The 13,107-nt window shown below is 36.8% G+C and carries 11 protein-coding genes and 1 pseudogene; 6 read left to right on the top strand and 6 right to left on the bottom strand.

The window, feature by feature from the left end; all coding sequences use genetic code 11:
* Positions 1-12: 12 nt before the first annotated feature.
* Positions 13-558: a glycoside hydrolase family 108 protein gene (locus NQ782_RS00230; RefSeq protein ID WP_001019721.1), complete on the top strand. Its 546-nt coding sequence runs from the start codon at positions 13-15 to the stop codon at positions 556-558.
* A gap of 106 nt (positions 559-664) precedes the next feature.
* Here the strand turns inward: NQ782_RS00230 and NQ782_RS00235 are convergent, their stop codons facing one another.
* The 5 genes and pseudogenes from NQ782_RS00235 to NQ782_RS00255 all read right to left on the bottom strand — a co-directional run bounded on the left by NQ782_RS00235 (position 665) and on the right by NQ782_RS00255 (position 7,266).
* The gene (locus tag NQ782_RS00235) at positions 665-1,606 is read right to left on the bottom strand and encodes an FRG domain-containing protein (protein ID WP_002119058.1); all 942 of its coding nucleotides are present in this window, start codon (positions 1,604-1,606) and stop codon (positions 665-667) included.
* Between the two features lie 484 nt (positions 1,607-2,090).
* A pseudogene (locus NQ782_RS00240) lies at positions 2,091-2,234 on the bottom strand (SOS response-associated peptidase); the annotation flags it as partial.
* A 10-nt stretch (positions 2,235-2,244) separates the two neighbouring features.
* Positions 2,245-3,441: an integrase arm-type DNA-binding domain-containing protein gene (locus tag NQ782_RS00245; protein ID WP_000947609.1), complete on the bottom strand. Its 1,197-nt coding sequence runs from the start codon at positions 3,439-3,441 to the stop codon at positions 2,245-2,247.
* Between the two features lie 484 nt (positions 3,442-3,925).
* Complete coding sequence (locus NQ782_RS00250) at positions 3,926-5,728, bottom strand: aminopeptidase P family protein (protein WP_057093355.1); 1,803 nt, start codon at positions 5,726-5,728, stop codon at positions 3,926-3,928.
* Positions 5,725-7,266 (bottom strand): peptide MFS transporter, encoded by a 1,542-nt coding sequence (locus NQ782_RS00255; RefSeq protein ID WP_000872622.1) that lies wholly within the window; start codon positions 7,264-7,266, stop codon positions 5,725-5,727. Before NQ782_RS00255 ends, NQ782_RS00250 begins: the two co-directional genes overlap by 4 nt.
* A 734-nt stretch (positions 7,267-8,000) precedes the next feature.
* Here NQ782_RS00255 and glnA point away from each other — a divergent pair.
* The 5 genes from glnA (at position 8,001) to NQ782_RS00280 (ending at position 12,650) form a co-directional block, all read left to right on the top strand.
* Positions 8,001-9,416, top strand: a complete 1,416-nt coding sequence (gene glnA, locus NQ782_RS00260; protein ID WP_000061267.1) for a type I glutamate--ammonia ligase — start codon at positions 8,001-8,003, stop codon at positions 9,414-9,416.
* 125 nt (positions 9,417-9,541) lie between these two features.
* The gene (locus NQ782_RS00265; protein WP_001231791.1) at positions 9,542-10,051 is read left to right on the top strand and encodes a chorismate lyase; all 510 of its coding nucleotides are present in this window, start codon (positions 9,542-9,544) and stop codon (positions 10,049-10,051) included.
* Complete coding sequence (ubiA, locus tag NQ782_RS00270; RefSeq protein WP_057094364.1) at positions 10,048-10,926, top strand: 4-hydroxybenzoate octaprenyltransferase; 879 nt, start codon at positions 10,048-10,050, stop codon at positions 10,924-10,926. The genes NQ782_RS00265 and ubiA overlap by 4 nt, the downstream gene beginning before the upstream one ends.
* Before the next feature lie 110 nt (positions 10,927-11,036).
* Positions 11,037-12,344, top strand: a complete 1,308-nt coding sequence (locus tag NQ782_RS00275) for a lipase family protein (RefSeq protein ID WP_000830583.1) — start codon at positions 11,037-11,039, stop codon at positions 12,342-12,344.
* Between the two features lie 105 nt (positions 12,345-12,449).
* Positions 12,450-12,650 carry a hypothetical protein gene (locus NQ782_RS00280; RefSeq protein WP_057094362.1) on the top strand — a complete coding sequence of 67 codons (201 nt, stop codon included), beginning with the start codon at positions 12,450-12,452 and terminating at the stop codon, positions 12,648-12,650.
* 9 nt (positions 12,651-12,659) lie between these two features.
* Here NQ782_RS00280 and NQ782_RS00285 read toward each other — a convergent pair whose 3' ends face one another.
* Positions 12,660-13,103 carry a DUF2726 domain-containing protein gene (locus NQ782_RS00285; RefSeq protein WP_000464148.1) on the bottom strand — a complete coding sequence of 148 codons (444 nt, stop codon included), beginning with the start codon at positions 13,101-13,103 and terminating at the stop codon, positions 12,660-12,662.
* Positions 13,104-13,107: the final 4 nt, after the last annotated feature.

Raw genomic sequence — 13,107 nt, forward strand, 5'->3', positions numbered from 1 at the left:
AAGGAAAGTGAAATGAACATTGAACAATATCTTGATGAATTGATTAAGCGTGAAGGCGGGTATGTAAATAACCCAGCTGATCGCGGCGGTGCAACTAAGTATGGAATTACTGAAGCAGTTGCTCGAGCAAATGGATTCAAAGGTAGTATGCGAGATTTACCTCTGGATGTGGCCAAAGCAATTTATCGCAAAAACTATTGGACTGCTCCACGTTTTGATCAGGTTAATGCAATTTCCTCTGCTGTAGCTGAAGAACTTTTAGATACTGGTGTGAATTGCGGTACCGGCTTTGCAAAACCACTTTTACAACGAGCTTTGAACTTGCTTAATAACCAAGGTAAAGCAGGTTGGCCAGATTTAACAGTTGACGGAATTTATGGTCCAGCAACTCTTAGTGCACTCAAAACTTATCTGGCCAAGCGTGGAAAAGACGGCGAAAAAGTCCTGGTGCGTGTTCTTAATATCATGCAAGGCCAGCGCTACATCGAAATCTGTGAGCGAAATCCTAGTCAGGAACAGTTTTTTTATGGCTGGATTAACAATCGAATTTCCCTATAATTCTTATATTTGCTGTGCATTCTAATAATAGAGTGCACAGCTTTTATACCCATCTAACAATATATAAACTCTTTCATTCATAATGACATCTTATTGCTCTGTCTTATCAAATAGGGATACAACCTCTGATTTGAAGATTATGTTTACTCGCAAATTTAGCGGCAGATATTGACTCTGTTGCATACTTCGCTGCACCATATGGTCCTCGGAAAAGTTTTGCAGCATTAATAGAATAATCTTCACAGAATTCAAGTACTTTTAAGACTTCTGAGTTTTTGATAGTAAATTTAAAAAGACCACTTACTTGTTTTTCATGCATTAAATCTGAAATTAATTTTAACTCAGTGATTTTAAAACTTTGATGTGTGAGATTTGCTCTAGCATCTAATGTTTGTCTTACTAGAGTGAAACAACCTTCCTGAGAAGATATATTAATATTATGGGCCCTTGGTACATCTATTATTTCGAAATTTAATTTATCACTACTATTCAATAAATTTTTCTTTTCTGTATCTATAACCCATATTGAAAAGCTATCTTCTAAATTTGAACTACCATTGATCACACCTGTAGCAGCAAAATACATAGCAACTAAAGGGTTGTAACTCCAGTCAAGTAACTCGGTCGGATATCCATAATGTTGTGCAAAAGCTAGCAACTCGAATAGTTGTCTCTGTGGCCAACTTGATGGGTTCAAGAATACTTTATCATGACACTCATTTAGTGTTTCAGTTCTAAAAATATAAGAATCATTTGGAATTGAGACTGCATTAATATCACACCCTTTAACAAATGTTTTTAAATAAGTTAGTTGTAAAAAACACAGATCATTATATGAGTTTGATAGAGTTGAGTGAGCAAATACATTTCTATATAAAGATGGAACTAATTCATGCGTTGAATTTGATTGTCCTCGGTAAATGAAATTATGATTTGCTGAACCAGTTTTTTCTGCCAATTTCATTTTATTTTCAGGTTTGAGAACTTCCTTAAATTCATCAAAAGACACTAAAAATTCTTTGTAACCGTTATGCATTATTTCTTTCAAAAGAAAAACTCCATTGTTGTGATTTCAAAAGATATGTTAAGTAATTCATTTTTTTGAATAATGTATTCTATATTTTTTTAATCTATTTCCAATAGGGTATGATCAATAAAATATTAATTTTATTGATAAAAGTTCTTCTCTCTGGAAAAAATCTACTCAATCAATCTCGGCTCAATGACCAAATACGACCTAGTTCATTACTGATACCCACTGTAAAATATTCTTTCTATTTTTTTGTTGACTGTCTTTAGGATATATTGCTTACACAAAATATGAAAATTAGCACTAATGCTATTTAAGGAGGGCCTATTATTCAATTTTTGTAATCTTTTTTCCTAAGGTTATCGCTTCATTAAGAATTGAATAGGTTTCTTTATAAGCTTCTATACTCGAATAAGCAGGATTGTTTAGTAGGCCATTTGAATTTGTGTCGATTAAAACAGATTCTAACAAGGCATAAAACATAACAATTTCAGATGTTAAATCTGCATTCTATATGGCCATATTTAGAAAAAATAAGAGGGCAGTCGTAACCAGGATAAACATCATTTTTATATTCAAATGTCGGCTCAAGCAAATCTAGTAGATGTACTCGGTCTTTTGATATAGGTTCATAATTAGCGCACATAGACCACCTATTAATTAGCCCAACTATCTACGATATTAGCCCAGTCTTGTAGCATTTTTCGTCTGCTTTCAAGATATTTTGCATGGTTATATGTAGCTCTGGTTTTATTTCCATCCGCATGGGCTAGTTGTTTTTCAATCCATTTATCATCGTAATCTTTTTCATTTAGTAATGTGGATGCTGTAGCGCGAAAATCATGAGCTGTTACATCAGACAAACCAATATAATCAAGCATTTTGTTCAATGTAGTAGCTGAGAGCATTCCATCTTGATAAATTGCTGGGAAAACATATTCACGATTTCCAACAATATTGCGTTGCTCTTGAAGAATATTAAAAACTTGATCGGACATAGGAACGATATGAATACGTTTCTTTTTCATCATCTCTTTTGGAAAGGTGATTGTTCTTTCTTCAAAATCGACATATTCCCATTTCATGCGACGGATCTCGATAGTCCTAAGCATTGAGTAGAGCATTACAAGACCAGCATTTTTAACTGTAGTAGATCCACCATAACTATTTAATTTATTCCTGAGTTGCACAGCTTCATGTTTTTCCATTGGTCTGGCATGTTCTATTTCAGGACGCTCAACAACGTTTTTAACTGCATACGTTGGGTCATACTCAGCTCTAAGTGTAGCGATTGCATAACGCATTACACCACCAATAAAAGTACGATTTTGGATTGCTGATACTTCGCCAGTACCATGGTTTTTTTGACGCTTAACTCGCGCAATCGTCTTTTTCATAATTGTCAAAACGTCTGCTGAGGTAACCTCTTTAATATCCTTATCACCAATAACTTTTAAAATATCTTTATCTAAAGCACGTTGAAAAGCTTCTTGATATCTTTCTGAACGATTTTTTAGTTTTTCAGCTTTATATTCTGCAGCAACATGTTTAAAGAGAACTCTATTTTCATATTCATCAGATTTAGCTTTTTTTTGATTTTCTTTTTCTTCAACTGGATTTATACCGCTTGCTACTAAAGATTTAGCTTCATCTCTTTTTGTACGAGCTTCGGCTAATCCCACAATAGGGTACTCGCCTAAACTCATCATTTGAGTTTTTTTAAGCCACTGGAAACGATAGCGCCAATACTTCTTTCCATTAGGTTTAATTTCAATACATAAACCATCCGAATCACCAATTCGATAAAGCTTTTCTTTTGGTTTTGCACTTCTAATTTTAGAGTCACTTAACATGAAATCTTGAGTATCCAATTATCATTTTTAGGGCCATACTCAAAATGATACTCAAGATTAGAGATTTTGCATAGTTTGCTTAGATTTGCTTAGATTTGTATTTTTAATAATTTTCAATAATTTGTGATTTTTAAAATTTTGCTAGATTTTTTTAGATTTGTTCAATACTTCTTTTCGATCATTAGAAGCATGATGAACTTAACCTCATGATAATTAAAATATATTTAATGAGTGGTTGAAATATTACTCACATTCATACTCACTGTTTAGAAAAGACTTTTTAGGTTTGAAAAATAAGAAGTCGCTTTCTAATGGGCTAATATAGCAAAAAAAGAAGTAACCAGTTTAACTATTTCATTCGTTAGAAATTTGCAGAAAAAACGGCTTTAAGAAGTGAGTTTTTGAAATTATAGATAACTACAAATAAGGCAGAATAAGCTTCTATTGTAAATAAAAAACTATTCTGCCTTAATCAAAAAGAAGATTAAATCTTACGTGTGTTATAAATCAACCAATCTAAAACATCGCCAAATAAATGTTCAGCCAGTCTTTCTTGAACAGTTTGATGATAACCATTTAACCAGTCTTTCTCTTCATCCGTTAGCATGTCAACGACGATACAATCTAAATGAATCGGGCAAAGGGTCAGCGTTTCAAACTCTAAGAAATCGCCGTAGGTTTTCTCAAACCCTGAGTGAAGTCTGTTTGCAACCAGATTCTCAATACGAATACCGTATTGTCCCTCATGGTATAAGCCCGGCTCGTTAGAAAGAATCATACCTTCACGCAACTTACTATAGGCATGAATAGGTGCGTAATAAGAAAGCACTTGTGGTCCTTCATGCACGTTAAGCGCAAAGCCTACGCCATGACCTGTACCGTGACGATAATCTAAACCATATTGCCATAACGTATGGCGACAAATTGAATCGAGTAGTGGGGCAGCTAAACCTTCTGGATAAATCGTTTTTGCCAAAGCAATATGACATTTTAAAACCAGAGTATAGTCACGTTTTTGTTGCTCTGTTGGTGTTCCTGCAGGAACAACACGGGTAATGTCGGTAGTGCCTTCTACGTATTGTCCACCAGAATCAATCAGCAATAAACCATCGCCTTCGATAAATGAATAGTGCTCTTCAGTTGCACGGTAGTGAGGTAGAGCACCATTGGCATTAAAGCCGGCAATTGTTGAAAAGCTTGGGCCTATAAAACCCTCTTGTTGAGCACGGAAGGCTGTAATCTTTTCATCAATGGTGAGTTCTGAAATGCGTTGACTTTGATGAAGTGCTTTTTCTAACCAGTGGAAGAAATGGCAAAGGGCAACACCATCTTTCACCATGGCATGACGGATATGAGCTATTTCACTTTCATGCTTACGCGATTTAAAAAGTGTACTTGGGTTGATGTCGTAGACAACCTGAATATCTTTTGCGATAGCTTGCTCATGAAAAATCGATACTTTGGCTGGATCTAACAGCACAGATGCATTAGAAATATTTGCTAAAAACTGAGCTGAATCTTGATAGTCACGAATCTCAATGCCATCAGCTTTAAAAGCCTGTTGAGTGGTTGAATCGACTTTGTTGCTATCAATGAATAAAACAGCCTGTTGAGTACTGATATATAAATGTGAAAGGAATACAGGGTTGTATTCTACATCTTGCCCACGTGCATTTAAGGCCCATGCAATATCATCTAAAGATGAAATGAAATGTCCTTCAATCGCTTTAGTTTTTAATGTTTCGCGTATTGCCTGAATTTTTTCTTTACGAGATAGGGCATTTAACCCTTCAGGCATTAAATGAATCTGCTCTAAAGGAAGTTCTGGACGATTAGACCAGATCGAACCGATTAAATCTTGCTGTGTTTCAAGCTTAAAGCCACGTTGCTTTGCTGTATTTTCCAACGCTTTAAATTGCTGGATTGAAAGTGTTTGCCCATTTACTGAAATAACCGAACCCGCCGGTAGATTTTTCTCAATCCATGCGAGATGTGTAGAAGATTCATCACTGGTCAGTTTTTGTAATTGAAAGCCAGTTCCAGCGAGTTGTTGTTCGGCTTGTACCCAATAGCGCCCATCGGCCCAGAGTCCTGCAAAGTTTTGGGTCACAACTAAAGTGCCAACAGAGCCACTAAAACCGCTTAACCACTGCCTTGCTTTCCAATAGTCTGGTAAATATTCAGACATATGGGGATCTGCACTCATAACAACCAAAGCATCAATACTTTGATTGGTCATGAGTTCTCGAAGTTTCGCTAGTTTTTCTGGAACAGTTAAGTCGTTCATATCGTTTCCAAATCAGGTTGAACTTTGTTGGTACTTTTGTCCATTAATTTATTCATTGGTTTCTTTAATAAAAATAACACGATTGCGCCAATAACCAAGGCTAATACACAGCGCATAAATAGGCTAGGTAAATGATTAATACCATCTGCCGAGACTTGCCCGCCAATTAAACCTGCCATGAGGTTGCCAAGAGCTGTACCTGTAAACCATAAACCCATAATTTGACTACGTATGACATCAGGTGCAAGTTTGGTCATGGTTGATAAGCCAATTGGGCTTAAGCAAAGTTCACCTATGGTAAGAAGAAATAAAGTACCGACTAACCAAAATGGTGAAACTACTCCGCCATGAATAGCAAAATGACTGGCTAGAGACATAAGTAAAAAGCCACCTGCTGCGAATAACAACGCAATAATAAATTTGCTGATATAGCTTGGATCTTTATTCGCTTTACCTAGCTTCGCCCATAGCCAAGCTGCAACGGGAGCAAAGATAATAATAAAAAGAGCATTGATTGATTCAAACCATACAGTTGGGATTTCAAATCCGAAAACAATACGGTCCGTATAATCTTGCGCAAATAAAGTAAAAGTCGTGGGTTTTTGCTCGAAAGCTGACCAAAATAGGGCAGAGGCTGCTAATAAAACGAAGCAAATAATTATTTTAAATTTTTCATGTTGCTCTAAGTTCAGGAAAAGTAGTAAATATGCAAAATAAGCAATAATCCCAATGCTAATACCTACGGTTAAATAGGTTGCGACAGCGACGGGATTGATGTGAATGATACCAAGGAAGGTTAGCGCAATAACGACTGCAACTGCGAATAAAAAGCTAAATACAATTTTAGGCGCATTTTTATTTTCTACAACAGGTTTGCTACAGCTATTAGCTTCTTGGCGTAGCTCATTAAATGTTTGGAGCTGAGGCATTGCCATAAAACGGAAAATTAATAAAGCAATTAACATCCCAATGCCACCAATACCAAAGCCTAAATGCCAGCCATGGTCTTTCGCCAAAAGCCCTGTAATAAGTGGGGCAATAAATGACCCCATGTTAATTCCCATATAGAAAATGGAAAAACCTGCATCACGTCTTGCATCATTGGCTTTATATAGTGTTCCCACGATCACGGAAATACATGTTTTAAATAATCCGGTACCTAAAACAATCAGTACTAAACCTAAGTAAAAGAAAGATTGATCAAATACAGATGTAAGGGCAATTGATAAGTGACCTAAGGCAATAATAATTGAACCGTACCAGACAGCACGTGCTTGGCCTAACCAGTTATCAGCAACCCACCCCCCAAAAACGGTCATTAAATACATGGAGCCTGCAAATAATCCAACAATCGCTGCGGCAGTTGGTCGATCAAGTGCTAGACCGCCGTCATTGACCATCGCAATCATATAAAGAACGAGTAAGGGCCGGATTCCATAATAAGAAAATCTTTCCCAAAGCTCTGTAAAAAATAGCGTTTGTAATGGTTTAGGATGGCCGAAAAAAGCTTTATCCGATTGTTCAAAGTCATATTTCATTATTCAAATCCTTGAATGCTTTTAAGTTTTTTATAAACATAACTTTTGGTTTGTTTATTTATAACAAAAATTTATGCATATAGTTTTTAGTTTTTTTTAATAATAAAAGCAAGTTTGGCCTGTATAAAAAAAGTGAATGAAAAAGAACATGAATAGTAAAATTTATTTTTTGCTGAGTAATGTGAGCTCTACTATATGTGGTCTTATTAACTGCTTAAATAGCGACTAAATAGTGCGTTTATTTAGAGAAATTCATAAAAATGAAAAATAATTATTAGATTTTAACTAAAGCAGAAGGCATTTAACTGATGGTTTAAGTCATAAATTTAAGTTGCTGAAATAAACCAAAGGAACTCATTGGGGAAGATCGATGTCAAAGGAGTGATTATTTTCAAGTAATCAGATAAGAATCTCAGCATTATATATAAGAAAGTATTATGATCATGGACGACTGTTAGAAATTGATGCAGCGGTTTATATCAGTGCAACAATTTTGCACTAAATTAGGGCAATAATGAGCTATTTAAATATGCCATAATTTGAAAATGTGTGAATATGGTGCATTTACACAAGCAAACAGTATAATGGGTTCAAGACAAGGGGCCTAAATCATGAATACTTATAAGTAATTCAATGTTTTAGGTAAGTCTTATAAAGTTGGTATGAGAATTGCTTAATAAATACCAGCAACTAACACGCACTCAACAAGTGCAACAAAATTTCATTGGAGCAAAATGAGCATGGCGAACAAGGTCCTTCAACTCATACAAGAAAGTGGCGCAAAATGGGTCGATTTTCGCTTTACTGATACTAAGGGTAAAGAACAGCACGTAACTTACCCAGCTGATTCTATTGATGAAGATACTTTTGAAGACGGTAAAATGTTCGATGGTTCTTCAATCGCTGGTTGGAAAGGTATTGAAGCATCTGACATGATTTTACGTCCGGATGCAGAAACTGGTTTCATCGACCCGTTCTTTGCTGAGCCAACAGTAGTTGTGACTTGTGACGTTATTGAACCTTCAACTGGTCAAGGTTATGAACGTGACCCACGTTCGATTGCTCGCCGTGCAGAAGAATACTTAAAATCTACAGGTATCGGTGATACTGCATTCTTTGGTCCAGAGCCAGAATTCTTTGTATTTGACGAAGTGAAATGGGACATCGATATGTCTGGCGCTCGTCATACATTAATCGCTGAAGAAGCTGCTTGGTCTACTGGTAAAGATTACGAGTCTGGTAACTCAGGTCACCGTCCACGTGTTAAAGGTGGTTACTTCCCAGTTCCTCCAGTTGACTCTGCACAAGATATGCGTGCAGAAATGTGTGCAAAAATTGAAGACATCATGGGCCCAGGTCGTGTAGAAGTACACCACCACGAAGTTGCTTCTTGCCAATTAGAAATTGGTGTGAGCTTCAATACCCTTGTACGTAAAGCTGACGAAGTTCAACAGTTCAAATATGCTGTTTGGAACGTTGCACATCAATATGCAAAAACAGCTACGTTTATGCCTAAACCAATGGTAGGTGATAACGGTTCTGGTATGCACGTTCACATGTCTATCTCTAAAGATGGCAAGAACTTGTTTGCTGGTGATGAATATGCAGGCCTTTCAGAAATGGCGTTGTACTTCATCGGTGGTATCATCAAGCACGCTCGTGCATTGAATGCAATCACAAACCCATCTACAAACTCATACAAGCGTTTGGTTCCTCACTTCGAAGCACCAATTATGCTTGCTTACTCAGCGCGTAACCGTTCTGCGTCTATCCGTATTCCTTACGTTTCTAACCCTAAAGGCAAACGTATCGAAGCTCGTTTCCCAGACCCAATGATGAACCCGTACTTAGGTTTCGCTGCGTTATTAATGGCTGGTATCGACGGTATCCAAAACAAGATCCATCCGGGCGAAGCTGCTGACAAAAACTTGTACGATCTTCCTCCAGAAGAAGAAGCAAAAATCCCAACAGTTGCTCATAGCCTAGATATGGCTCTTGAAGCACTTCAAGCAGATCACGAATTCTTGTTAAAAGGCGGCGTGTTCACTAAAGAAATGCTTGATGCATACATCGAACTTAAAACTGAAGATGTACGTCGTCTTAACACGACTACTCACCCAGTTGAATTCGATATGTACTATAGCCTGTAATACATACTTCATAAAAAAGCCTGCTTATGCAGGCTTTTTTATTGCTTGGAATGTTGATTGAATTCTCTACGTTTTTTATCAAAAAATTGGGGTAAACTAGGTGCGAGTTTTCATGTGAGCAGATTATGCGTAAACGACAACCAGTACTTAAGCAGGAAAAGACTTTAAATCCTGAATTGAAAACATGGTTGTATGCGTCTGGTTCTCTGACACAACAACTCACTGAGCTGGGTGGGGGGAAGTTCAGCGTAAAGCCTTTCAAAGAACATTTCCAGCGTTTAACTTTTGCCGATAGTCAATGGATGAACATGCCTCATACCCACACTTCTTGGGTAAGGGAAACCTATTTATATGGCAGTGATGTAGAGCCGTGGGTGAAAGCAAAAAGTATTTTTCCCATTCAAAGTTTACAAAAAAAAGCCCGTATATTTCAGCATATTGGTTCTAAGCCGATAGGTCTTTTTTTATTTCAAAGAACAACACCACTTTGTGATCGCCGGGTTATTCGTTTACCAGAAGGCTGGACGCGACAAAGTTGCTATACTTGGCATGGATGTAAATTTATTGTTCAAGAAACATTCTTACCGGCTTTTGAAGCTTTTTTATATCAGCAGCACGACAAGGAATTACTATGACGACTGCAACAGGTACAACATGGCGTCAGCGTTTAGAAGCTTATTATTATCTATGCCGATTTGATAAGCCAATTGGTACTGAACTGGTGTTTTGGCCAACCATGTGGGCACTTTGGGTTGCATCAAAAGGAATACCGAATTTAGGTATTTTATTCGTCATGATTTTAGGCGTCATTTTTATGCGCGCTGCTGGATGTGCCATTAATGACTTTGCTGATCGTAAAGTAGATGGTCATGTAGAGCGTACAAAAACACGTCCGTTAGCAACAGGGGTTATTCGAGCCAGAGAAGCAGTATATGTATTCTTGGGTCTTGTTTTAGCAAGTGCATGTTTGTTGTTCTTTTTACCCATAGAAACTTTCTACTGGTCATTTGGAGCATTATTTTTAGCTTTCATTTATCCATTTATGAAACGCTATACCAACTTACCGCAAGTTTTTTTAGGAGCAGCATTTTCATGGTCAATTCCAATGGCCTTTACTGCGGTAGGTAAAACTCCGGATCTGACTTGCTGGTTGCTCTATTTTGGTAATTTGGCTTGGACAGTGGCTTATGACACTCAATATGCAATTACAGATCGCGAATATGATTTAAAGATTGGTGTGAAATCTACAGCTATTCTTTTTGGTCGATATGACATGCAGATTATTGCGCTTTTACAAGCAATAAGTCTTGTTTTGATTGGTACAGCGCTATATTTAGAAAATATCTTATTTCCTTGGGCCATTATTGCTTTAGTTGTAGTAGCATTTGATTTTATATATCAAACAATTAAAACCAAAGACCGCAACCCTCAGGTATGTTTTTGGGCATTCCGTCACAATCGTTGGGTTGGATTAATCATTTTTCTAGGAATATTTTTAAATTTCATATAGTAAAAATGACCGTGAGGTTGAAAAGTGTTCTATGCAGAGCACTTTTTTTATGTCTTAATATTTGTGCATGAAAAATATGCGGAATAAATAACACATAAAAAGGATATTCTATGAAACGGTCAAAAATTGCTTTAGCTATAACATTATCAATTTCAGCATTATTTCTTACAGCATGTAATGACGATGATGATGATTACATTGGAGTAAATCCTGATAAAACGTACATCTCTGAAAAAAACTATTCTCAAGATACTTTAAGTGGTGCTGCCTCTATCAAAGTGATGACCTATAACATGGAGAATGTACAAGGAAAAACAGCTCAAGCAACGGCACTGGTCATGTTTCCTAAAGTTACTCAACCTAAGGATGGTTATCGAGTAGTAGTGTGGGAACATGGAACTGTAGGTGTAGGGGACAGTTGTGCACCAAGTAATAATACAATTAATCCACGGTTTAAGATCTTAGCCGATACATTGTTGGCGGCTGGTTATGTCGTGATTGCCCCAGATTATGAAGGATTGGGCACCCGGGGAATGCATCCATATTTGAATCTATCAAGTGAGGCTAAATCAGCATTAGCTGCTGTTAAGGCAGCGAAAGATCATTATGGTAATCAGTTAAATGGTGCATGGATGTCGATTGGGCAGTCTCAAGGTGGACATGCTTCATTAGGCACAGCGGAATTTGCTAATAATGATGCTAATTACAAAGGGGCGGTTGCAGGAGCGCCAGCTTCAAGCCTCGGATATATTATTTCTACAGTTGCACCACAAGCAATTCAAGATATTCTTAAAAAAGAGCAGGCTGGTACTGTACCTGTTGGTACGGCTGTAGAAGTATATGCTGAGCTTCTTGCATATGCCGCATATACTACCGTAGGTATTACTGCGTATGAGCCTAAATTTAATTATCGTGAAATTTTCCAACAACGTTCTCAAAGTATAGCGGAGTTCGCAGAGGGGACTACAGGTGAAAATGGTGTATGTTTAACCGATTTGCATAATAAATTTGCGGATGATATTCGAGATTTCCTGGCTACTAATGCCGGTAAAACAGTTTTAGATTATCCCGGTTTAGCTGGTAATTTCCAAGAAAACCCGACTGTGAAAAAGTTCTTGGCAGATAATCAGCCAGCTACTAAAAAAATCAATTCACCAGTCATGATTGTACAGGGTACTGCGGATATGGCTGTACCATATCCTGTTACTAATACCTTACAAGAGGGACTTAAAAAAATGGGAACTGATGTGACATTTGTACCTGTTTTAGGGGCTGCTCATACTCAAGCGATTGTATGTAGAAATGCTGAAATTTATCAATTTGTTCAATCTAAGATGCCAGCTAAAACAAATATAGTGCTTGATCCATCAGTAATAGATGCTAGTAAGAATGTTGAATGTACTGGAATAGCACAATAATTTTTTGCATTTAAGATATTCAAATTAAAAGGGTCTTAAAGAAGGCCCTTTTTTGTTATATTGTTACGCATTCTGAAATCGATACCATTTGAGTTTGAAAAACTTATGAGCCAGCAATCTGTTGAAAAAAAAACTGTTCCTTGGTTATTAATGGGATTAGGTTTACTTATTCCTTTTCTGATTATTGGAATACTTTTTTTGGCTGCAAAAAGTGATGCTCAGAATAAGAAACAATATGAACAGCAGCGTTTAGAAATGGAAAAAAGAATAGCTGAGAAAGAAGCTGCCAATTCTGACAAGAAATAACAGTAGTTTTTAATAAATATCTTTTTGTAGCTGGCGTACACTCGGGATACTTGTATAGCGTCTTACGATATAACCTGCCTCTATGAGCATTTGATCACGAAGACGATCTTCTTCTACTTTCTCAAGGTGAGTAGGGTCATCTAGCTCAATAATGGCTATTACTTCCATGTTTTCATCAAGCAAAACAAAATCAGTGACTTTACGGTTGAACTGACTACGAATCTTATAATCATTACTGGTTATTAATGCGCTAAAAGCCACTTGTGCTAGAACATGATAACTTGGGAAACTCTGTTTTAAGCGTATAAACATTTGAGTTTCAAAATTAGTAATAACAGGACGGGCGAAGAACTTTTGTTTTGGAAATAAATAAGGGCGTAAACAAACAAGAAGAAAAATACAGGTGCTTAAGCAACCTAAAATAATAAAAAATAAGTGACTCGATTCGAACATGTGA

Source organism: Acinetobacter sp. BD54 (genome assembly GCF_044778325.1).
GTDB lineage: Bacteria > Pseudomonadota > Gammaproteobacteria > Pseudomonadales > Moraxellaceae > Acinetobacter > Acinetobacter baumannii.

What these genes read in the sequence shown, in the direction of transcription:
- NQ782_RS00245 (WP_000947609.1), bottom strand. Translation starts at nt 3,441, where the DNA reads ATGTTAAGTGACTCTAAAATTAGAAGTGCAAAACCAAAAGAAAAGCTT.
- ubiA (WP_057094364.1), top strand. Translation starts at nt 10,048, where the DNA reads ATGACGACTGCAACAGGTACAACATGGCGTCAGCGTTTAGAAGCTTAT.
- NQ782_RS00230 (WP_001019721.1), top strand. Translation starts at nt 13, where the DNA reads ATGAACATTGAACAATATCTTGATGAATTGATTAAGCGTGAAGGCGGG.
- NQ782_RS00255 (WP_000872622.1), bottom strand. Translation starts at nt 7,266, where the DNA reads ATGAAATATGACTTTGAACAATCGGATAAAGCTTTTTTCGGCCATCCT.
- NQ782_RS00265 (WP_001231791.1), top strand. Translation starts at nt 9,542, where the DNA reads ATGCGTAAACGACAACCAGTACTTAAGCAGGAAAAGACTTTAAATCCT.
- NQ782_RS00275 (WP_000830583.1), top strand. Translation starts at nt 11,037, where the DNA reads ATGAAACGGTCAAAAATTGCTTTAGCTATAACATTATCAATTTCAGCA.
- NQ782_RS00250 (WP_057093355.1), bottom strand. Translation starts at nt 5,728, where the DNA reads ATGAACGACTTAACTGTTCCAGAAAAACTAGCGAAACTTCGAGAACTC.
- NQ782_RS00285 (WP_000464148.1), bottom strand. Translation starts at nt 13,103, where the DNA reads ATGTTCGAATCGAGTCACTTATTTTTTATTATTTTAGGTTGCTTAAGC.
- glnA (WP_000061267.1), top strand. Translation starts at nt 8,001, where the DNA reads ATGAGCATGGCGAACAAGGTCCTTCAACTCATACAAGAAAGTGGCGCA.
- NQ782_RS00280 (WP_057094362.1), top strand. Translation starts at nt 12,450, where the DNA reads ATGAGCCAGCAATCTGTTGAAAAAAAAACTGTTCCTTGGTTATTAATG.